General features: G+C 72.9%; 16 protein-coding genes. 2 read left to right on the forward strand and 14 right to left on the reverse strand.

The features are described from left to right. Nucleotides 1-6: 6 nt before the first annotated feature. From ACRYR8_RS03280 to ACRYR8_RS03305, 6 genes are all read right to left on the reverse strand, one after another. Nucleotides 7-1,452 carry an APC family permease gene (locus ACRYR8_RS03280; protein WP_432482642.1) on the reverse strand — a complete coding sequence of 482 codons (1,446 nt, stop codon included), beginning with the start codon at nt 1,450-1,452 and terminating at the stop codon, nt 7-9. Continuing rightward, a complete protein-coding gene (locus ACRYR8_RS03285; RefSeq protein WP_432482643.1) occupies nt 1,445-1,627 on the reverse strand; it encodes a hypothetical protein in 183 nt (60 codons plus the stop codon). Before ACRYR8_RS03285 ends, ACRYR8_RS03280 begins: the two co-directional genes overlap by 8 nt. A gap of 308 nt (nt 1,628-1,935) precedes the next feature. Continuing rightward, entirely contained in the window at nt 1,936-3,387 is a 1,452-nt protein-coding gene (locus ACRYR8_RS03290) for an aldehyde dehydrogenase family protein (RefSeq protein ID WP_432482644.1), read from the reverse strand. Between the two features lie 201 nt (nt 3,388-3,588). After that, nucleotides 3,589-4,440 carry an alpha/beta fold hydrolase gene (locus tag ACRYR8_RS03295; RefSeq protein WP_432482645.1) on the reverse strand — a complete coding sequence of 284 codons (852 nt, stop codon included), beginning with the start codon at nt 4,438-4,440 and terminating at the stop codon, nt 3,589-3,591. Nucleotides 4,441-4,462: 22 nt separating this feature from the next. After that, on the reverse strand, nt 4,463-6,136 hold the full coding sequence (locus ACRYR8_RS03300; RefSeq protein WP_432482646.1) for a flavin-containing monooxygenase: 1,674 nt from the start codon (nt 6,134-6,136) through the stop codon (nt 4,463-4,465). A gap of 57 nt (nt 6,137-6,193) precedes the next feature. After that, nucleotides 6,194-7,198, reverse strand: a complete 1,005-nt coding sequence (locus ACRYR8_RS03305; protein ID WP_432482647.1) for an AraC-like ligand-binding domain-containing protein — start codon at nt 7,196-7,198, stop codon at nt 6,194-6,196. A gap of 337 nt (nt 7,199-7,535) precedes the next feature. Between ACRYR8_RS03305 and ACRYR8_RS03310 the strand changes: the two genes are divergently transcribed. After that, nucleotides 7,536-9,062 (forward strand): GMC family oxidoreductase, encoded by a 1,527-nt coding sequence (locus ACRYR8_RS03310; protein ID WP_432482648.1) that lies wholly within the window; start codon nt 7,536-7,538, stop codon nt 9,060-9,062. Between the two features lie 18 nt (nt 9,063-9,080). Here the strand turns inward: ACRYR8_RS03310 and ACRYR8_RS03315 are convergent, their stop codons facing one another. Together ACRYR8_RS03315 and ACRYR8_RS03320 are read right to left on the reverse strand one after the other, a co-directional pair. Further along, a complete protein-coding gene (locus ACRYR8_RS03315) occupies nt 9,081-10,004 on the reverse strand; it encodes an AraC-like ligand-binding domain-containing protein (protein ID WP_432482722.1) in 924 nt (307 codons plus the stop codon). A gap of 143 nt (nt 10,005-10,147) precedes the next feature. Beyond that, a complete protein-coding gene (locus tag ACRYR8_RS03320; RefSeq protein ID WP_432482649.1) occupies nt 10,148-10,867 on the reverse strand; it encodes an IclR family transcriptional regulator in 720 nt (239 codons plus the stop codon). 165 nt (nt 10,868-11,032) lie between these two features. On the opposite strand from ACRYR8_RS03320, the gene ACRYR8_RS03325 reads away from it, so the two are divergent. Further along, the gene (locus ACRYR8_RS03325) at nt 11,033-12,934 is read left to right on the forward strand and encodes an FAD-binding monooxygenase (RefSeq protein ID WP_432482650.1); all 1,902 of its coding nucleotides are present in this window, start codon (nt 11,033-11,035) and stop codon (nt 12,932-12,934) included. Here the strand turns inward: ACRYR8_RS03325 and ACRYR8_RS03330 are convergent. From ACRYR8_RS03330 to hpaE, 6 genes are all read right to left on the reverse strand, one after another. Next, nucleotides 12,889-14,643: a thiamine pyrophosphate-binding protein gene (locus ACRYR8_RS03330; RefSeq protein ID WP_432482651.1), complete on the reverse strand. Its 1,755-nt coding sequence runs from the start codon at nt 14,641-14,643 to the stop codon at nt 12,889-12,891. The two genes, ACRYR8_RS03325 and ACRYR8_RS03330, sit on opposite strands and share 46 nt — an antisense overlap. Before the next feature lie 155 nt (nt 14,644-14,798). Beyond that, on the reverse strand, nt 14,799-16,121 hold the full coding sequence (locus tag ACRYR8_RS03335; RefSeq protein ID WP_432482652.1) for an FAD-binding oxidoreductase: 1,323 nt from the start codon (nt 16,119-16,121) through the stop codon (nt 14,799-14,801). 138 nt (nt 16,122-16,259) lie between these two features. Then, nucleotides 16,260-17,633, reverse strand: a complete 1,374-nt coding sequence (locus ACRYR8_RS03340; protein WP_432482653.1) for an MFS transporter — start codon at nt 17,631-17,633, stop codon at nt 16,260-16,262. Nucleotides 17,634-17,701: 68 nt separating this feature from the next. Beyond that, nucleotides 17,702-19,216: an NAD-dependent succinate-semialdehyde dehydrogenase gene (locus tag ACRYR8_RS03345; RefSeq protein WP_432482654.1), complete on the reverse strand. Its 1,515-nt coding sequence runs from the start codon at nt 19,214-19,216 to the stop codon at nt 17,702-17,704. Between the two features lie 31 nt (nt 19,217-19,247). Next, a complete protein-coding gene (gene hpaD / locus ACRYR8_RS03350) occupies nt 19,248-20,309 on the reverse strand; it encodes a 3,4-dihydroxyphenylacetate 2,3-dioxygenase (protein ID WP_432482655.1) in 1,062 nt (353 codons plus the stop codon). 26 nt (nt 20,310-20,335) lie between these two features. After that, entirely contained in the window at nt 20,336-21,877 is a 1,542-nt protein-coding gene (hpaE, locus tag ACRYR8_RS03355; RefSeq protein WP_432482656.1) for a 5-carboxymethyl-2-hydroxymuconate semialdehyde dehydrogenase, read from the reverse strand. Nucleotides 21,878-21,886: the final 9 nt, after the last annotated feature.

A 21,886-nucleotide genomic window follows, 5' to 3' on the forward strand; every position in this document is an offset into this window, starting at 1 on the left:
ACCCGTTCACGGTGCCGTGGTGGTCGGAGCGGGCTCCGGAGCCTCCTTCGGCCGTGCCGGCCGGAGGGCGCCGGCCGCACCGGCGGCGAACGCGGCAACCACCAGTCCGAGGAGGACGGCGGCGAGACCGGTCGACCCACCGATGAGCGTCGTGAAGTTCGCGAGCACGCTCACGAGCACCACCAGCAGGCCCACCCCGCCGAGCGCCGGCGCGACGCGGGTGTTCCACTTGCGCCGGTCCACCGCCGACCTGGCGAAGAACACCAGCACCGCCAGGCAGGCCAGCAACATGAGAGCCAGCACGCTCACCGTCGCCAGGCCCGACATCCAGGTGAACAGCTGAGCGACGGGGTCGGCACCGGCCAGGGCGAAGAGGGCCAGGACGGCGACGGCGGAGACGGTCTGCGTGACCGAGCCCGCGTGCGGCGAGCGGTGGCGGTCGTGGGTGCGGCTCAGCAGCTGCGGCAGGGCCCCGGCCCGGCCCAGGGCGAAGCAGTAGCGGGCGATGGCGTTGTGGAACGCCAGCAGCGCGGCGAACAAGCTGGTGAACAGCAGGACGGGCAGGACGTGGTCGCCGAAGCTGCCGAGGTACTGCCCGCTGACGACTCCCACGACGAGGTCGGCGGTGTGCTCCCCGGCGACGGTCTCGACCTGCGAGGGTCCCACGGCGACGACGACGGCCCAGCTGGCGAAGGCGTAGAAGACACCGATGAGCACCACCGCCACGTACGTCGCGATGGGGATGGTGCGCCTCGGATCGCGCGCCTCCTCGCCGTAGATGGCCGTCGCCTCGAAACCGATGAAGGAGGCGATGGCGAACATCAGGGCGATCCCGGGCGATCCGGAGGTGAAGCGGCTCGGGTCGAACGACTGCGGGGAGTACCCCTCGGGTCCGCCCTGGACGAACACGGCGATGCTCAGCAACGCGACGATGCCGATCTCGAGGACCAGCAGGACGCCGAGGACCTTGGCGCCCAGGTCGATGTTGCGGTAGCCGAGCACGCCGACGACGGCGACGAGCGCGAGGGCCCACAGCCACCACGGCAGGTCCGGGCCGCCGTACTGCACCACCAGGCTCTGCAGCGTCGTGGCCGCCAGGCCGTAGATGCCCGCCTGGATGGCCGTGTAGGTCAGCAGCGCCAGTCCGGCCGCACCCAGCCCCGGCGCCCTGCCGAGCCCCTTGGTGACGTACGCGAAGAAGGCGCCGGTGTCGGTGACGTGCCTGCTCATCGCGGCGTAGCCGACGCTGAAGAGCAGCAGAACGGCAGCGACGGCGAGGTAGGCCAGCGGTGTCGCTGGACCGTTGCCGATGGCGAGCATCACCGGCAGGGCGCCGCCGACGGCGGTGAGCGGCGCCGCGGAGGCGACGACGAGGAAGACGATCCCCGGCACGCCGATGGAACCGTGCAACCCACCGGCGCGCCGCTCCGGTGCCACCACCGCCTCAGCCACGGTTCTGCCCGCGGAACGCGAGGGCTGCACGGGCGGAGCGGGTGTTCTCGTGGATCGAGCCGGCGTCCTCGAGCGCGCCGCGGACAGCGGGGCCCTCCTGCTCGGTCGGTGACGGCAGGGGGTGCCGACCGCTGGCGGCGGAACGGCTGTCAGGCGTGGTCGCGGTCGTGGTCATGCGAGCCTCCTCGTTGAGTCTCCGACTGTAGAGTCAACACTGGCCGGTGGGTTTCCTCACCGAGAAGTCCTGGTAACGCGCAGGTTTCGCGCTCCGCGGTCACCACCCCTCCCGCACCGCCTCCTGCGCTGCCGGCCCGGCACGACCGGTCGTCGGCGAACCAGGGCGTCGATGCGGCGACGACGCAGCCGGCCTCACGGTGACCACACGCTCGCACCGGCGCGCTCGCCCGGGTGCGTGGAAGCTGCTGGGCTGGACGCGAGGAGCCGCCCGGACACCGCTCCTCGCGGCGCCGGGCGACGCCCGTGTCAGGCCGTGGGCGCGATCGTGGGAGCGGCGGCGCTGATGACCTGCGGGACCGCCACCGCCTTCAGGCCCTCCACACCGAACTCCAGCCCGTACCCGGAGCCCTTGACCCCGCCGAACGGCACCATGGGGTGCACGCTGCCGTGGGAGTTGATCCACACGGTGCCTGCCTGGATGCGCTCGGCCACGACGCGGGCGGCTGCCGGGTCGGAGGACCACACGGAGGCGCCGAGGCCGACGTCGAGGCGGTTGGCGGAGGCGATCGCCTCCTCCACGTCGCTGTACCGGACGATCGGCAGCGCGGGGCCGAACTGCTCCTCGTCGACCAGCGGGTCGCCGTCGTGGAGGTCGGCGACCAGCGTGATCGGGAAGAACAGCTCCCCCAGTTCGGTCGCCGGCTCACCGCCGGTGACGATCCGCCCGCCGCGCTGCTTGGCGTCCTCCACCAGCCGGGCGACGACGTCGAACTGCTGCTTGTTCTGCAGCGGCCCCAGCACGCTCGTCTCGTCCAGGCTCGGCCCCATCGGCATCTTCCGCGAAACCTCCGCGAGGGCGTCGACGACCCTCTCGTAGAGGGAGTCGTGCACGTACAGCCGCTTGAGCGCCGCGCACGTCTGGCCGGTGTTGATGAACGCGCCCCAGAACAAGCCCTCGGCGATCGCCTCCGGGTCGGCGTCGGGCAGGACGATCCCGGCGTCGTTGCCGCCGAGCTCGAGGGTGAGCCGCGCCAGGTTGCCGGCCGAGCTCTCGATGACCTTGCGGCCGGTGGCGGTGGAACCGGTGAACATCACCTTGTCCACGTCCGGGTGCGAGGCCAGACGCGCGCCGACCTCCCGCTCCCCGGATACGGCGGTGAGGACGCCCTCGGGCAGCTCCTCGCCGAGGATCGACACCAGTGCCAGGACGCTGAGCGGCGTGTGCTCCGAGGGCTTGACCACGACCGTGTTGCCCATGCGCAGCGAGGGGGCGATCTGCCAGACCGTGATCATCAGGGGCCAGTTCCACGGGCCGATCGCTCCGACGACGCCGACCGGGCGGTAGACCAGCTCGGCACGGGTGGTGCCGTCGTCGACGACGACCTGCGGCTCGAGCACCGTGGCGGCGGTGGCGCGCAGCCACGACGAGCAGGCCCCCACCTCGAAGCGGGCGTTGGGTCCGTTCAGCGGCTTGCCCTGCTCACGGGCGAGCAGCCGCGCGAGCGGCTCGGCGACGGCGTCGACGCGGTCGGCCATGCGCAGCAGCACCTGCGAGCGCTGCTCGTGGCCGAGCGCGGCCCAGCCGGGCTGCGCGGCGCGCGCCGCGGTCACGGCCGCGTCGAGGTCCTCGGTGGTCTGGACGGGAGCGTGGCCGAGCACCGCTCCCGTGGCGGGCTCACGGACCTCCCGGCCCTCCCCTTGCACGGCCACCACGCGGGCCAGCAGGTCCTCGGCGGTGGGCGCGTCGGTGACGGTCATGGTGCTCCTTCGCATCATCGCGGGCTCCTCGGTGAGCGGACCGCGGACGTCTGCCACCAGGGTCGCTCGTGCGCGGGTCGGGCGCTTGCCCCTGTGCGTACGAGGCTTGTCCCCGAGCGCACGACCGGCACTTCGTCCACCCCGCGGGCCTGGGCGAGCGCAGCCGCCTTCGTCGTGCCGGCGAAGGCGGCTGCGGCGCGTTCACACCGCGCTCCGCCGTCCGGCGGGCAGTGGGTGCTCGGCGAGGAAGCCGAGCACGATCTCGTCGAAGTCGCCCGGCCGCTCCATGAGGGCGGCGTGGCTGGACCCCGGCCCGGTCAACAGCTCGAAGCGCGCACCTGGGATCAGCTCGGCGACCGCGCGCCCCTCCTCGGGAGGGGTGAGCAGGTCCTGCTCGCCGGCGACGACCAGCGTCGGTGCGGTGACGGCACCCAGCCGGTCCCGCGCGTCGTGGGCGAGGTCGACGTCCCACTGCTCGACCACCGTCGCCATCTGCTCCCCCACGGGGAACAGCGGCTCCAGTTGCTGCCCCATCGTCGCGTACGCGTCGGAGGCGAGCAGCTCGCGCGAGTAGGCGATGCCCAGAGCGGTCAGGGCCGCCGCCCGGTCCCCCGTGCGCCACGGGTGCCGGAGGGCGGTGAACACCGCCTGCTGGTAAGTGCTGGTGCGCCCCCACGTCGCGGCGAGCACGAGGCTGCCCACGCGGTCCGGGTGCCGGATCGCGAGTTCCTGCGCCACGACGCTGCCCAGTGACCACCCCAGCACGTGCGCTCGAGCGATGCCGAGACCCGCGAGGAGGGTGTTCAGGTCCTCGGCGAGCGAGGCGGCGCTCAGCTCGCCCGAACCCCGGGCGGAGCCGCCGATGCCGCGGTGGTCGTAGGTGGTGACGCGGTACCGCCCGGTCAGGGGCGGCAGGATCGGCGCCCACAGGTGCTGGGACTGGCTCGTGCCGCAGACCAGGACGAGCGGCTCACCCGCTCCGTCCTGCAGGACCTCGAGGTGGGTTCCCCCGTGGACGGCGATCGTGCGGGTGCCCGTGTCCACTGCGCTCATGCTGCATCCTCCTCCGGGGTGTTCAGGCGACGACGGGGGCGGACCGGTCGGCGCGGCGTCGTTCCGCTCCGGGCGCGGGTACCGCGCGGAAGCCCTCGTACCCCGCGGCGGCGACCTCGTCGCACTTCTGCCGGTAGGCGCCCACACCGCCCGCGTACGGCATGAACACCCGGGGCTTGCCGGGGACGTTCGCCCCCAGGTACCAGGAGTTCGCCTCCGTGAACAGAGTGGAGTCGGCGACCGCGTTGACGTGTTCGACCCAGGCCTCCTGCGCCTCCTGCGTGGCCTCGAAGACCTCGGTGCCCCGCTCTCGGGACCAGGAGATCGCGTCGGCGATCCACTCGACGTGCTGCTCGATGGACACCACCATGTTGCTGAGCACGGAGGGGCTCCCCGGGCCGGTGACGGTGAACAGGCCGGGGAAGCCGGCGACAGCCAGGCCGAGGTAGGTCTTCGGCCCGGCGCTCCAGGCCTGCCGCAGGCTCCGGCCGTCGCGCCCGCGGATGTCGATGGCCATCAGGGCGCCCGTCATCGCGTCGAACCCGGTGGCGAAGACGATGGCATCGACCTCGTGCTCCGTCTCGCCGACCAGCACGCCTCGCGGGGTGATGCGGCGCAGCGGCTGTTCGTTCAGGTCGATCAGCGTGACGTCGCTGCGGTTGAAGGTCTCGTAGTAGCCGCTGTCCACGCAGACGCGCTTGGCGCCCCACGGGTACCCCCGGGGGAGCAGCTTCTCGGCGGTCTCGGGGTCGTCGACCTTGGCCCGGATCTTGTCGCGGAAGAACGCAGCGGCGGTCTCGTTGGCGGCGCGGTCGACCATGAGGTCGGCGAACGCACCGATCATGGGCAGACCGCCCATGCGCCACCGGGTCTCGTACTGGGTGCGCCGCTCCTCCTCGCTGACGGCCAGCGCCGAGCGGGGGTCGGCGGGCGCTGCCAGCCCCAGTGCCGAGCTGCGCGTGAACTCGCGCCGGGCTGCGAAGTCCTGCTGCAGCCGCTCGAGCTCCTCCTCCCCCAGCTCGTGGTCGAAGGCGGGCACGCTGTAGTTGGCCGTGCGCTGCAGCACCAGCAGCCCGGCGGCCTGCTCGGCGATCAGCGGGATCGACTGGATGCCCGAGGAACCCGTGCCGACGACGGCGACGCGCTCGCCGGTGAAGTCGACGCCGTCCGCGGGCCAGGACGCGGTGTGGTACCAGTCACCGCGGAAGTCCTCCAGGCCCGGCACCATCGGCAACCGCGGGACCGACAGGCAGCCGGTAGCCATGATCAACCAGCGCGCCCGCCACCGCTCGCCCTGCTCGGTCGCCACGGTCCACGTCACGTCCTCCTCCTCGAGCACCGCGCTGACCACGCGGCGCCCCAGGGAGATGTCGCGACGCAGGTCGAAGCGGTCGGCGACGTGGTCGAGGTAGCGCAGCAGCTCCTCCTGCCGCGGGTAGCGCTCGCTCCAGCGCCATTCGCGCACCAGGTCCTCGGAGAAGGAGAACTGGTAGTCCGTGCTCTCCACGTCGCAGCGCGCCCCCGGGTAGCGGTTCCAGTACCAGGTACCCCCCACGCCGTGACCGGCTTCCAGGACCCGGACCGACAGACCGCGGCCCCGGAGCTCGTGCAGGGCGTGGAGCCCCGCGAACCCCGCTCCGACGACGACGACGTCGACCTCCTGCTGCGGTGCCTGCTGCTGCGCGTCCTGCGTCATGGCCACTCCTCCTCGAGCGCGGACCGGGACGTCCCACGCCCCTGGGAGGGCCGGGACTCACCCCATGCTCGGTGCAGGCGCCGGAGCGGTCTTGTCCCTCGGTGGCGGAGCACTTGTCGTGGAGCGCGAGGTGGCGGCCGCCCGCCAAGCGGTGGGCGTGGTGCCGTAGGCGCGGCGGAACGCCTTGCTGAACTGGGCCGCGTCCGGCATCCCCCACCGGCTGGCCACCTCCGACACGGGCAGGTGCGCCAGCGCCGGGTCGCACAGGTCCTCCCGGCAGTGCTCCAGCCGCCGGTGCCGGATCCACGCCGCGACCGTGAAGTCCTCGTCCTCGAACAGCGCGTGCAGCGACCTCAGGGAGAGGTAGTGCGCGGCGGCGATGGACGCCGGCGAGAGGGCCGGGTCGTGCAGGTTCTCCTCGACGTGGGCGTGGATCCGTCGGCGGAGGACCTCACGGGAGGACTCCTCCTCCCCGAGGTGGGCGTCGATGAGGCTGGCGGTGAGTTCCAGCGCAGCGTGGGAGACGCGCGACACCGCCGCCGGCGGCAGGCCGGCCAGACCCGTCGGCAACCCGCGCAGGAACCCGCTCAGCAGGGCGCCGACCCCCTGCGTACCGTCGAGCCGGACAGCCGACAGGGCCTCCACGTCGCGGAGGCGGAACTGCAGCGCATCGCGGGGGAACATGGCGACGACGAAGCGGAAGTCCTCCTCGAAGAGGATCGAGTACGGCCGCGAGGTGTCGTAGAGGGTGATGTCACCAGGCCGCAGCAGCAGCTCCCGACCGTTCTGGCGCACCAGACCCGTGCCCGACAGTTGGAAGGAGAGCTTGAAGTACTGCCCGAGCGAGTCGCTCACCTGGTTGCGCGAGCGCTCCACCAGGTGCGGGGACGCGGAGATGTCCCAGACGCGGAACCGGTCGTGACCGGCTGAACGGATGCGCCCGTGGAAGGCGCCGGCCCGCGGCAGCGCGAGCCGCAGGGGCGGGAAGGAGCGCTCCACGGCTGCACCCCAGCCCTCGAAGCCCTCGCCCGTGCCCACGTCGTGCTGCTCGGTTCCGGTCACGCCCCAGCGCATGATCGTCTCCCTCCCGGTGCGGTGCTCCAGCGGGATCGCCTCGGGGAGCGGCCGCGGACACTCCTGCACCTCTTCCCACCGGCTCTCCGGCGAGCCGAGCGGTGGACGGGTCGGAGTCTCGCACGACTCGCTGCCCCGCGGTGAGCCGTGGGCGCGGCGCCCGGGGCGACGGTGCTCGACCACGGGCGGGGGCACCGGGCCCTTGTGCCCCAGCGAGAGCCCCTTGTCCCGGGGCGCAGGAACGTGCGCGACCCCGTGACGGGCCGCGCACGCCGGGGCACGGTGGTGCGCGACCAGTGCGCCGCAGCCGTCGAAGGAGACGACCTTGAGCGAGACGACCCCGTCCTACGACACCATCGTCGTCGGCGCCGGCTCAGCCGGTTCCGTGATCACCCGGCGTCTCGTCGACGCGGGTCAGCGCGTGCTCCTGCTGGAGGCCGGTGGGGACGACCTGAACCCGGCGATCCACGACGTCGGCCGCCTCGGGGAGCTGTGGCACAGCACCGACGACTGGGACTACTACACGATCCCGCAGGTCCACGCCGCCGACCGCCGGCTGCACCTGCCGCGCGGCAAGGTCGTCGGCGGATCGCACGCCCTGAACGCCACCATCTACGTGCGCGGGCACGCCTCGGACTACGACGCGTGGGCCGACTCCGGGTGCGAGGGCTGGTCCTGGGCCGACGTGCTGCCCGTGTTCAAGGCGATCGAGGACTACGACGGCGGCGCCAGCGAGGTGCGCGGCAAGGGCGGCCCGCTCGACGTCGTCGGCGGTTACCCGCTGGCGCCGATCCAGAGCTCCATCCTGGAGGCGGCCCGGCAGAGCGGGGTCCCCGTCAACCCGGACTACAACTCCGGCGAGCTGGACGGGGTCTCCCAGCAGCAGATCACCGTTCGCGACGGACGGCGTCTCACCACCTACACGGCGTACGTGCGCCCGGTGATCGGCTCGGCGGACCTCGACGTCGTGACCGGCGCGCACGTGCACCGCCTGCTGGTGGAAGGCGGTCGCGTCGTCGGCCTGGAGTACGAGACCGGCGGGGAGGTCGTCCGGCAGCACGCCGGCCGCGTCGTCCTCTCGGCCGGAGCCATCGGCTCCCCCCGCATCCTGCTGCTCAGCGGGATCGGTCCGGCTGCGGAACTGGAGGCCGTGGGGGTGCGCCCGGTGCTGGACCTGCCGGGGGTGGGCAAGAACCTGCACGACCACTTCCTGTCCCCGGTCATCTTCACCACCACCCGTCGTGAGATCGACCCACCCACCGGCGGCTCCTCGATCACCCAGACGCACCTGTTCGCCCGCAGCCGCCCGGGGCTGGAGGTCCCCGATACCCAGCCGATCCACTTCAGCGTGCCGATGTACGAGCCGTGGATGCGGGGACCCGCGACGGGTTTCTCCCTGATGGCCGGGCTGGTGCGACCGGAGAGCCGTGGCGAGCTGCGGCTGTCCGGCCCCTCCCCCGACGACGAGGTGCTCATCGACCCCGCCGCCCTGTCGGAGGCGACCGACCTGGACGCGCTGGTGTTCTCGGTGCGCCAGTGCCGCGAGATCGGCGCCGCAGCCGCGCTGGCCGCGGAGTGGGGTGCGCAGGAGCTCTACCCCGGGCCGGGCGTGCGCACCGACGAGGAGTTGCGGGACTACGTGCGCCGCACCGTGATCACCTACCACCACCAGGTGGGCACCTGCCGCATGGGCGTCGACGACCGCGCCGTCGTGGACCCGCAGCTCGCCGTGCGCGGGATCGAGGGCCTGCACGTCGCGGACGCCTCGGTGATGCCGCGCATCACCTCCGGGAACACCAACGCGCCGAGCGTCCTCATCGGCGAGAAGGCCGCTGCGCACCTGGTGCGGTGAAGGCGCCGGCCCGCGGCCTCACTCGCGGTGCAGCGCGCCGCGGGTGCGCGAGGGCGGTTCGCCGTAGGCGGACTTGTAGGCGTGCGAGAAGTGCGCCGGGTCGGGGAAGCCCCACCGGGCGCCGATCGCGGCGACGGGCCGCTCGAGCTGCCCGGGGTCGGTCAGGTCGCGCCGGCAGCGTTCCAGCCGGCGCGCCCTGATCCAGCCGGAGACGGTCGCCCCCTCGGCGCGGAACAGGGCGTGCAGGTGCCGCGTGGAGACGTGGTGCGCCGCGGCGATGCTCGCCGGGTTCAGCCCGGGGTCGGCCAGGTGCGCCTCGATGTGGTCGTGCACGCGGGCGAGCAGGGCGTGCCGCCGGGCGTCCACGCTGCCGCGCACGTCCAGCTCCGTGGCGACCATCGTGCTCACCAGGTCCAGCGCGTGCGTGCTCAGGCGCGTGCGGGCGGGACCGGGGAGCCGGTCGAGCTGCTCGCCCACGTGCGCGAGGAAGGGCGCCACGACCGCGCCGAGGCCCTGCGCACCGCTGAACCGCGTCGCCGTCAGCTCGCGGACCCGCTCCGGCGGCAGGCCGAGCAGCGAGTGCGGGAACATGAGGACCACCGCGCGGAAGTCGTCGTCGAACGCCATGGAGTACGGGCGGGACGTGTCGTACACCGCCAGGTCGCCGGCGCCCAGGACCGCCTCACGGCCCTCCTGCACCAGCAGGCAGCTGCCCTCCAGCTGCACGCTGACCTTGAAGTGCGCGACCCCTCCCCGCTGCACGAGCTCAGCGGTGCGCTCCACGAGGTGGCGGCGGGCGTCGACCTCGGTCACCTCGACCTTGCCCGCGGTCGTGCGGCGCAGGCGCGCGCGGAAGCGGTCCGGGGCGTTCGTGCTCACCCGCAGCGGGACGAAGGTGGAGGAGACCGCGTCGCTGAAGGCGTCGATGCCCTGCAGCTGCAGGTGACCACCCCCACCGGGGCGGGTGCTGGGAGCCGTCGGAGCCACGTGGACCTCCCTCTCCTCGGACGTCGCCACGACGCCGTGGCGATCCGGACGATGTTAACCGGGGCACCACCACCGGGGAGTTCCCCGCACCGGCTCGTTCACCCGAGCGCACCCGTCGCACCACCACCGCCGCGCCCCAGCGCCGCGGACAGCTCGCCGGCCGCGGTGGACAGGCGCTCGGCGACGTGCTCCTCGTCGAGCACGGTGCCGTCGATGTAGACGACCGCGAGGGCACACGGCTCCTCCAGGTGCGCCGGCACCGGCACCGCGACCGCCCGCAGACCCGGGATCACTTCGTCGTGGGAGATCGCCCAGCCGCGGCGGCGCACCGCGGCGACCTCGGCGGCGCGCGCCCCCTCGGCCGGCGCGGGGCGGGCGGCGAGCAGCGCCAGGCCCGGGGCCCCCCGCTGCAGGGGGTGGACGGTCCCCGGCCGCTGGGCGAGGCTCGCACCGGGGCGCCGCGGTTCCACGCTGGCCAGCGTCACGCAGTCCTCGCCGCGGGCGACCACCGCGAAGGCGGTGACACCCAGGTCCGCCGCGACGGCCTCCAGCACCGGTTCGGCCGCGGCACGCAGGTCCGGGAGCACCGAGCGCGACAGCACGGCGAGCCCGACGCCCGGGCGGTAGCGCCCGGCCGGGTCCCGGTCCACGAGGCGGTGGGCCTCCAGTGTGCGCAGCAGCCGGTAGGCGATGGAGCGGTGCAGCCCGAGACCGGCGGCGACGTCGTCGACGCTCCGGGACCGCTCCGCCTCGGCGAGCAGCTCCAGGACCCGCAACCCGCGCGACAGCGTCTGCGACAGCGCTCCCTCGACCGCCACGCCCTCCCCCTCGTCGAAACCCGTCGTCGCCGACGACCATACCGAGGCGCCGGCCTTGACGGTTCCCGCGGCCGTCCCTACGGTTGTTCCACATCAGAGTTCACAGTTCTGATATCGAACGCGCCGACGACGGCGCAGGCGGCCACAGAGAGGTGGGCACAGCCCGTGCAGTTCCACCACCACGGATACGTCTCCGGCGACCCGCGCACCCAGCCCGCAGCCGGCGTCGGGCTCGACCGCCCGGACGAGCTGCCCGACGAGGTCGACGTGCTGATCGTCGGGACCGGCCCGGCCGGCATGATCACCGCGGCCCAGCTCTCCCGCTTCCCCGGCGTGGTCACCCGCATCGTCGACCGGCGCGAGGGCCGCCTGGCCATCGGCCAGGCCGACGGCATCCAGGCCCGCAGCGTGGAGACGTTCCAGGCGTTCGGCTTCGCCGACAGGATCACCGCCGAGGCGTACCGGATCACCGAGACCGCCTTCTGGAAGCCGGACCGGGACGACCCCGCGCGCATCGTCCGCACCGCGCTGACGCCCGACGACCCCTCGGGCATCAGCGAGTTCCCGCACCTCATCGTCAACCAGGCCCGCGTGCTCGACTACTTCGCCGAGTTCATGGCGCACTCCCCCACCCGGATGCGCCCGGACTACGGCTACGAGTTCAGCGGCCTGCAGGTCCACGAGGACGGCGAGCACACCGTCGAGGTCACCCTCGTCCACACGGCGGGCGAGCGCGCGGGCCAGAGCCGCACCGTCCGGGCCAAGTACGTCGTCGGTGCCGACGGTGCGCGCAGCAAGGTGCGGGCCTCGATCGGCTGCACGCTCGCCGGCGCCGCCGCCAACCACGCCTGGGGCGTCATGGACGCCCTGGCCGTGACCGACTTCCCCGACATCCGGCGCAAGTGCGCCATCCAGTCCGCCACGGGCGGCAGCATCCTGCTCATCCCGCGCGAGGGCGGGCACCTGTTCCGCATGTACGTCGACCTCGGCGAGGTCCCCGAGGGCGGCAGCAGCGCGGTCCGCAGCACCACGATCGAGCAGATCATCGCCACCGCGCAGGAGATCCTGCACCCGTACACCCTCGACGTCCGCGATGTCGCCTGGCACAGCGTCTACGAGGTCGGCCACCGCCTGACGGACCGCTTCGACGACGTCCTGCCCGAGGAGGCAGGCACCCGCACGCCACGCGTGTTCATCATGGGCGACGCCTGTCACACCCACAGCGCCAAGGCCGGTCAGGGCATGAACGTGTCCATGCAGGACGGCTTCAACCTGGCCTGGAAGCTCGGGCACGTCCTGGAGGGGCGCAGCCCGGAGAGCCTGCTGGGCACCTACTCGGCCGAGCGGCAGGTCGCCGCCCAGGCCCTCATCGACTTCGACCGCGAGTGGTCCACGCTCATGGCCAAGAAGCCCGAGGAGATGGCGGACCCCGGCGAGCTGGAGAGGTACTACGTCGGCACCGCCGAGAACCTCGCCGGTCTCGCGGTCCAGTACGCCCCCTCCCAGCTGGTGGCCGAGCCCGCCCACCAGCAGCTCGCGACCGGCTTCCCCGTCGGCAGGCGCTTCAAGTCCGCGCCCGTCGTCCGAGTCTGCGACGGCAACCCCGTCCACCTCGGCCACCACGCCACGGCCGACGGGCGCTGGCGGATCTACGTCTTCGCCGACGCGGCCCGGGCCGGCACGGGTTCGGCCGTCGACCGGCTCGCGCAGTGGCTCACCGACGCCGCCGACTCCCCGCTGGCCGCCACCCCCGCTGACGCCGACCTGGACGCGTGGTTCGACGTGAAGGTGGTCTACCAGCAGGCCCACCCCGAGGTCGACATCACCGCCGTCCCGGAGGTGTTCAAGCCCCGGACCGGGCCGTTCGAGCTGATCGACCACGAGAAGGTCTACGCCGCCGATCCGGCGGCGGACGTCTTCGAGGTGCGGGGGGTGGACCGCGGCGGTGCCGTCGTGGTGGTGCGCCCGGACCAGTACGTGGCGAACGTGCTGCCGCTGGACGCGCACGCGGAACTCGCGGCCTACTTCGCGCCGCTGCTGCGCCTGCCGGTGGCCCGCGGCGCCTGAACCCCGGGCCGGTCACCGCCCTCCTCGGGGCGGCGACCGGCGCTCGCCGCCTGCTCCGCGGCCGTGTTCACCGCGATGATCTCCTCCTGGTAGGGCGCCACGACGCTCGCGCTGATCCGGCAGTCGAGGAGGAAGACGCCCTCGCGCCCGGAGGTGAGCCACTCCGTCAGGCGTTCCAGGTCCTCCACGGTGCGCGCCACCGCCGCTTCGGCACCCACGGCGCGGGCCAGCCCGGCGAAGTCCACCTCGGGGATCAGCATCGGCTCGAGCGCCAGGCCCTGCGCGCCGTACAGGCTCACCTCGGCGTTGTACGCGGCGTCGTTCCAGACGACGACCACGCCCCGGCGGGCGGTGCGCACCACGCTCTCCAGGTCGGCCAGAGCCATGAGGCAGCCGCCGTCCCCCGTCGACAGGACGATCGTGGAGCCCGGACAGGCCCGTGCTGCGCCGACGGCACTCGCCAGGCCCAGCCCGATCGTCTGGTACGCGGTACCGACCATCTGCATGCGGTGTGGCTCCGCCACCGGCCAGTAGGAGTTGGCCCAGCCGATGAAGTGACCACCGTCGGAGACGACGACGCGGTCCTCGGGCAGGACCTCCGCCAGCCGGGTGGCCACGGTGCGGGGGTCGAGCCGCCCGTCCGGTGCCACCCCGGCACCCGGGTGCCGGCGGTGCAGCCCGCGCTGCGTCAGCGCAGCGGCCGCGGCGCGCCACTCGGGGGCCGCGTTCGCTCCGGCGGGCAGGGCGTCGAGCACGGCCCGCACGGCGGCGGTGGCACCGCCCCGGACGAACCGCGTCACCACCGGGTGGGTCGGCCCCTCCGCCTCGTCGATCTGCACCACCCGGGCGCCGGCACCGAAGAGGCGACCGAAACGTGTCGTGAACTGGTTCAGGCCCGCGCCGACGACGAGGACGACGTCCGCCTCGCCCACCACCGCCATCGCCTCCTCGTCGCCGAAACCCCCGGTGACACCGAGGTCGAAGCGCGGGTCGGGGAAGACGCTGCGCGCCGTCGCCGTGGTGCCCGTGACGGCACCGAGAGCCTGCGCGAGCTCCCCGAGGACGGCACCCGCACCGGCCAGGACGGCGCCGCGCCCGGCCAGCAGGAACGGTCGCCGGGCGGAAGCCAGGTCCGCTGCCGCGGCAGCGGCCGCAGCGAGGTCCACGTCCACCGGCGCGGGCGCCCGGAGCGCCGGCAGCTCCCCGGCACCGGGTACCGGTCCGGCCTCGCGCGCCGCGACGTCGTAGGGAATCGCCACGACCACCGGAGCGCGCTCGCTCACGGCGTGCTGCAGCGCCGCGGTCGTCACGGCGACCGCGTCGTCCGGGCCGACGGTGAAGGTGCGCACACCGACCCCCGCGGCGATCGCTCCCTGGTCCACGTCCCACGGTCGTGGACCCGCGGCCGGCCGGTCGCCCACGACGAGCACGAGGGGTGTTCGCGCCTGCACCGCCTCGGCGAGCGGGGTGACTGCGTTGGTGAAACCCGCGCCGTACGTGGTGGTCGCGACGGCGGTGCGGCCGCTCGCGCGGCAGTAGGCGTCGGCCGCGGCGACGGCGGCCGCCTCGTGGCGGACCGGGGTGAACCGCACCCGTCCCGCGGTGCGCAGGGCGTCGATGAAGCGGGCGTTGCCGTTGCCCATCAGGCCGAAGGCATCGGTGACGTGCGGGGCGAGGGCGTGGGCGACCAGGGCGGACGTGGTGGACACGTGGACTCCGGAGGACGGTGCGGGAGGTTTCCATGTGTGTCTCGCGGAACCACCGCTTCGTGCCCCTTTTGCGGGCACCGGGACCGTCGCCCGGACGTCACCACCCTAGGACGGGAACCCGCTCGCCGGAAGCCCGTCCGGAACGGTCGTGGCGGTCACGCGCACCCGCCTGGTCGAGACTTCGGCGCGAAGACCTTGCCGGGGTTCAGGATGCCCGCCGGGTCGAAGACCTCCTCGATCCGCCGCTGCAGGTCGAGCTGGTCCTCCCCCAGCTCGTCGCCCAGCCACCGGCGCTTGAGCACGCCGATGCCGTGTTCCCCGGAGAGGGTCCCGCCCACCTCCAGGGCGAACTCGAACAGCTCCCCGGCCGCCCGCCGGACCACCTCGGGCACCTCCTCGCCCTGGAAGGCGAAGGTGGGGTGCAGGTTGCCGTCCCCCGCGTGGCAGACGGTCTGGATGACGAGGCCGTAGCGCTCCTCCAGCTCACGCACCCGTGCGAACACCGCGCTCATCGCCTCCAGCGGAACGGCGACGTCCTCCACCAGCAACGTCCCCAGGGCCTCGATGGCCGGGAACGCCTGCCGGCGCACGGCCATCAGCCGGGCACCCTCGTCGGGGTCCGTCGTGAGCTCCGCATCGCCCCCGGCGGCGACGGCGAGGGCCAGCACCGCCTCCCCCTCCTCGAGGGCAGCGCTGCCGTCGGTCTGCACCAGCAGCAGCGCGCCGCCCCGGGGGAGCAGGTCGGTCCCGCTGTACCGGCCGACGCACTCCAGCGTGCGGCGGTCCATCAACTCCATGACCGCGGGTGTCCACCCGGCTGCCACGACGCTCGCGGCGGCCGCCGCGGCCCGCTCGACGGAGGGGAAGGACGCGCTGATCGTGGCGACCGCGCCCCGCACGAGCGGACGCAGTTTCAGGGTGCACTCGACGATCACCCCGAGCGTTCCCTCGGAGCCGACCACCAGCGCGCACAGGTCCAGGCCGGTGACCCCCTTGACGGTGTCGTGACCGACGCCGATGAGCCGGCCGTCGGCCAGCACCACCTTCAGCGACAGCACGGCATCGCGGGTCACGCCGTACTTGGCGCAGAGCAGGCCCCCGGCGTTGGTGGCGATGTTCCCGCCGACGGTCGAGATCTCCCGGCTGGACGGGTCGGGGGGCCACCACAACCCCTGCCCGGCCAGCAGGCGGTTCAGATCGGCGTTGAGCACGCCGGGCTCGACCACCGCCAGGCGGTTCTGCGGGGAGATCCGCAGCACGCGGTCCATCCCGCGCGTGGACAGCACGATCTCCCCGCTGCCCGCGATCGCCCCACCGGCCAGGCCGGTACCCGCCCCGCGCGTGACCACCGGGACGCCGTGCGCGCTGGCGGTGCGGCAGGTGTGCTGGACGTCGGCGATCGAGCCCGCCTCGACGACGCACAGCGGGGGAGCGTCGCTCGAGCGGCCGGAGCGGTCCCGGCGGTACTGCTCCAGCACCGCGGGTGAGGTCCCGCACCCGGCCCGGCATCCCCACGTCCAGGTCGGCGACGACCCCCGTGGTGGCCTTCGGCACGCCGTCGGCGTCAGCGCTCATCCGGGTCCTCCAGGTCGGTCGGTGCGCGTCCGGCGCGTGGATCAGGTGTGACGCACGCCGTAGATCGGGTTCTTCGCCTGTTCCTCCTCGTTCTCCGGCCCCAGGTCGATGCCCCGGCGGTCCCGGATCAGCAGGGTGGCGGCGAACGCCACGACGGTCAGCCCGGTGAGGTACCAGCCGACGGAGTACACCGTTCCGGTCTCCTGGACGAGCGCGGTCGCGATGGTCGGCGCGAACGCGCCGCCGAGGATCGCTCCCAGGGCGTAGGAGATCGACACCCCCGAGTAGCGGATGGAGGCCGGGAACAACTCGGAGAAGAACGCCGACTGCGGGCCGTACGTCAGCCCGGTACCGATGCTGAAGATCCCCAGGCCCAGCGCCAGGAACTGGGCGTCGCCGGTGTTGACCAGGGCGAGCATCGGGAAGATCGCCGCCAGCTGGCAGATCCAGCCGACGATGTACGTGTTCCGCCGGCCGATGCGGTCGGACACGACCCCGGCCGTCCACGTCGAGACCAGCCACACCACGGCGGAGAACAGCACGGCGAGCAGGACGGAGGTGCGGTCCATGCCGAGCGGGCCGTCGGGGTTCGTGGAGTAGTTCTGGATGAACCCACCGGTGGTCATGTACCCGGCCGCGTTGTTGCCCGCGAAGGTCAGCGCGGCGAGCAGGACGAGCAGGGCGTGCTTGTGGAACAGCCGCACAAGGGGCACGCGGGTCCTGGCGCCGCGGACCGCGATCTCCCGGAAGACTGGGCTCTCCTCGACACCGCGGCGGATGAGGATGCCCACGACCAGCAGCACGACGCTGAGCAGGAACGGCACCCGCCAGCCCCACTCGACGAACGCCTCGCCCCGGGCGAAGACCCCGCTCATGAGGGCCAGGACACCCGAGGCCAGCAGCATGCCCAGCGGCACTCCGATCTGCGGGTAGGCGCCGAACTTGCCGCGCCTGTCGACGGGTGCGTTCTCGACCGCCATCAGCACGGCCCCGCCCCACTCACCCCCGGCCGACAGCCCCTGCAGGATGCGCAGCAGGATCAGCAGGACCGGGGCGACGACACCGGCCTGGGCGTAGGTCGGCAGCACGCCGATGAGCGTCGTGGACCCACCCATGAGCAGCAGCGTGAGGACGAGCATGCGCTTGCGGCCGAGCTTGTCCCCGAAGTGCCCCGCCAGAGCCGCACCGAGCGGGCGGAACAGGAAGCTGAGCCCGACGGTGGCGAACGAGAGCAGGATCGCGATCGATCCGCCGGCAGGCTCGAAGAAGTTCTGCGCGAACACCAGGCCTGCGGCGTTGGCGTAGATGAAGAAGTCGTACCACTCGACGGTCGTGCCGACGACGGTCGCGGTGGCGACCCGACGCCGCTCGGCGGCCAACGTGGACTGCGGTGTTCTGGAGGTGGTGGCGGACACTGATGACTCCTTCGTCACGGTGGGGACCTGCGTGCTCGTGCCCGCCCCACCGGGCGGGCACGAGCCGATCACACCGGGAAACCGACGTACTTGGTCTCCAGGTACTCCTCGATTCCCTCGGAACCGCCCTCGCGGCCGAACCCGGAGGCCTTGATGCCACCGAACGGCGCGGCGGCGTTGGAGATGACCCCGGCGTTCAGGCCCACCATCCCCGTGTCCAGCGCCTCGGCCACCCGCATGCCGCGGGAAAAACCCTCGGTGAAGACGTACCCGACGAGACCGTACTCGGTGTCGTTGGCCAGAGCGACACCCTCCTCCTCGGTGTCGAAGGCGACCACCGGTGCGACCGGCCCGAAGGTCTCCTCCGTCAGCAGCCGTGCACCGGCCGGCACCGCCGTGACGACGGTGGGGGCGTAGAAGTAGCCCTCCTCCCCCACGCCCGCACCTCCGGTGAGCACCTCGGCACCCGCACTCACCGCCTCGCTGACGCGGGCGGCGACGTCCTCGCGGGCGCGCGCGTCGATGAGGGGCCCGACCTGCACGCCCTCCTCGGTGCCGCGGCCGACGCGCAGCGCGCTCATCCGCTCGGCCAGTCGGCGCGAGAACTCCTCCGCGACGTCGCGCTGGGCGTAGAAGCGGTTCGCGGCCGTGCACGCCTCACCCATGTTGCGCATCTTCGCGGCCACGGCGCCCTCGACCGCCGCGTCCAGGTCGGCGTCGTCGAAGACGAGGAAGGGTGCGTTGCCGCCCAGCTCCATGGAGGTTCGCAGCAGGCGGTCCGCCGACTGGCGCACCAGCGCCTGCCCCACCGGCGTGGAGCCGGTGAACGTCAGCTTGCGCAGCCGCGGGTCGGCGATGAGCGGGGCCATCACCTGGCTGGTGCGCGAGGTGGTGACCACGTTGAGGACCCCGTCGGGCACACCGGCCTCCTGGAGGACCCGCGCCAGGGCCAGCATCGTCAGCGGCGTCTGGGTGGCCGGCTTGACGACGATGGTGCAGCCGGCGGCCAGGGCCGGGCCGATCTTGCGGGTGCCCATGGCCAACGGGAAGTTCCAGGGCGTGATCGCCAGGCACGGGCCCACCGGCTGCTTCATCGTCAGCATCCGCGAGCCGCCGGCCGGGTTCTGGGCGTAGCGCCCCGAGATGCGCGAGGCCTCCTCGGAGAACCAGCGCAGGAACTCCGCGCCGTAGGCCACCTCGCCGCGGGCCTCGGCCAGCGGCTTGCCCATCTCCAGCGTCATCAGCAGCGCGAAGTCCTCCGCGCGTTCGGTGACCGCGTCGAAGGCACGGCGCAGGACCTCCGCGCGCTGCCGGGGCGGGGTGCGCGCCCAGTCGTGCTGGGCGGCCACCGCGGCGTCGAGGGCGGCGACGCCGTCCTCGACCGAGGCGTCGGCGATGCTGGTCAGCACCTGCCCGGTGGCCGGGTCCTCCACGGTCAGCGTGCCGGCGCTGCCGTCGCGCCAGGTGCCCCCGATGAACAACTGCGTCGGCACGTCCCGCAGCAGCCGCTGCTCGCGCTCGGCGCCGCCGCTCACGGCGTTGCCCGCGCCGCTGGTCGTTCCGCCCGTCGTCGTGCTCGTCATGCGTCCTCCTCCTCGCCTCCTGCTCCGCGCCTCAGACCTGGTGGCCGACCTTGAAGCCCTGCTCCACCTCGTCCCTGCGGGTGTAGGAGAAGCCGTCGGCACCGATCGTCACGTCGGCCTCGCGGTCGTCCTCGCGCTCGACGACCTCACGGGGGTTGCCGTCCAGGTCCAGCACCGTGGACGCGTTGGAGTACCAGGAGGGCACGACGGGGTTCCCCCACCAGTCGCGGCGCTGGTTGTCGTGCACGTCCCAGGTGATGACCGGGTTGTCCGGGTCACCGGTGTAGTAGTCGTGCGTGTAGATCTCGATGCGGTGCCCGTCCGGGTCGAGCAGGTACAGGTAGAACGCGTTCGAGACGCCGTGCCGACCCGGGCCGCGCTCGATCTGGTCGGAGCGGCGGACCGCGCCGAGGTGGTCGCACAGGTGCAGGATCTGGCTGCGCTCGTGAGTGGCGAACGCGATGTGGTGCATCCGGGGGCCGTCACCACCGGTGAGCGCCACGTCGTGCACGGTGGGCTTGCGGTACATCCAGGCCGCGTAGACGGTGCCCTCCTCGTCCTCGATGTCCTCGGACACCTTGAAGCCGAGGCCCTCGTAGTACTCCCGCGCGGCGGGCACGTCCGGGGTGACGACGTTGAAGTGGTCCAGCCGGGAGATGGCACCGGCGCCGTGGACGTCGTAGCGCTGGGTGAAGCGCTCGACGTGCTCGGCGTCGTGGAAGAACTCCACGGGGAAACCCAGGGGGTCCTCGACCTGGACGGCTTCCCCGATGCCCTTCGTGGTGCCGGCCGGCACCCGGCGCACCGGCACCTCCAGGGCGCGGTAGTAGTCCTCCGCCAGGTCGAGGTCCCCCGGCGTGCGCACCCGGTAGGCGAGCTTGGCGCAGGCCGCGACAGGACCCCTGCGGATGACCAGGGAGTGGTGCAGGTACTCCTCGAAGGCGCGCAGGTAGAGCGCGTCCTCGGTCTCGGCGGTCACCACCAGCCCGAGCAGCTCGGTGTAGAACCACTTCGACCTCTCGAGGTCGGTGACGACGAGCTCCGCGTAGGCGCAGCGGATGACGTCGGGCGGGGTGGGCAGGGCGTCGGTCACGGTGATCTCCTCGTCGAGAGTCTCGGTCAGTAGTCGATCTCGCTGGCGGCGCGCGCGCCGAAGCGGGTGGTGTGCACGTCGCCCAGGGTGATGTGGACGGCCTGCTGCTCGGTGTAGAAGTCGATGGAGCGGTAGCCGCCCTCGTGGCCGAGGCCGGAGGCCTTCACCCCGCCGAAGGGGCTGCGCAGGTCGCGCACGTTGTGGGAGTTCAACCACACCATGCCGGCCTCGATGGAGTGCGCGACGCGGTGCCCGCGCTGCAGGTCCGAGGTCCAGACGTAGCCGGCCAGGCCGTACTTGACGTCGTTGGCCAGGCGGACGGCGTCGGCCTCGTCCTCGAAGGGCGTGATCGCCACCACGGGCCCGAAGATCTCCTCCTGGAAGATCCGGGCCGTGGAGGGGACGTCGGCGAACACGGTGGGCGCCAGGTAGTTGCCGACCGGCAGGTGCTCGGGACGGCCACCACCGGCGACCAGCCGGCCCTCGGTCTTGCCGACCTCGACGTAGCCCAGGACGCGCTCGTAGTGCTCCGGGTGCACCAGAGCCCCGACCTCGGTGGCCGGGTCGTGCGGGTTCCCCACGACGATGTTCTTCGCACGGGCGGCGTAGCGCTCGACGAACTCGTCGTAGACGCTGCGCTCGACCAGGATGCGCGAGCCGGCGGTGCAGCGCTCACCGTTGAGGGAGAAGACGCCGAACAGCGTGGAGTCCAGCGCGGCTTCGAGGTCCGCGTCGGCGAACACGACCGCCGGCGACTTGCCGCCGAGCTCCATCGACATGCCCTTGAGGTGGGCCGCGGAGTTGCGGAAGATGAGCTGACCCGTGGTCGTCTCGCCGGTGAAGGAGATCAGGCGGGTGCCCGGGTGCTTGACGAGGGCGTCGCCGGCCTCCTCGCCGATGCCGTTGACGAGGTTGAAGACGCCCTTCGGCAGGCCTGCCTCGGTGAAGATCTGCGCCCACAGGCTCGCTGACAGCGGGGTGAACTCCGCGGGCTTGAGGACCACGGTGCACCCGGAGGCGATGGAGGGGGCCAGCTTCCAGCTCTCCAGCATGAACGGGGTGTTCCACGGCGTGATGAGCCCCGCGACGCCGACCGGCTTGCGGTTGACGTAGTTGACCTGCTTGCCGGGCACCTTGTACGCGTCGTCGGTCTGGGCGACGATCAGGTCCGCGAAGAAGCGGAAGTTCTCCGCCGCGCGCTGCGCCTGCCCGAGGGCCTGGGTGATGGGCAGGCCGGTGTCGAAGGTCTCCAGTTCCGCCAGGCGTGCGTCGGACGCCTCGACCAGGTCGGCGATCCTGTTGAGGACGCGGGCGCGGGCGCGGGGCGCCATCGTCGGCCAGGGGCCGTCCTCGAAGGCGCGGCCGGCGGCGCGCACGGCGGCGTCGACGTCGGCGGCCTGGCCCGCGGAGGCGGTGGCGTAGTTCTCGTTGGAGACCGGGTCGAGCACGTCGAAGGTCTCGCCGCCGGCGGAGTCGCGCAGCTCGCCGTCGATGAAGTGCTGCAGGTGGGTGGGCAGCCCGTCGGGCACGTGGCGGGCGGTCGCCTCGGTCGCGGTGTCCGTGGTCACGGTTTCCTC

It is taken from the genome of Kineococcus esterisolvens (assembly GCF_050871405.1).
In the GTDB taxonomy this organism is placed as follows: Bacteria; Actinomycetota; Actinomycetes; order Actinomycetales; family Kineococcaceae; genus Kineococcus.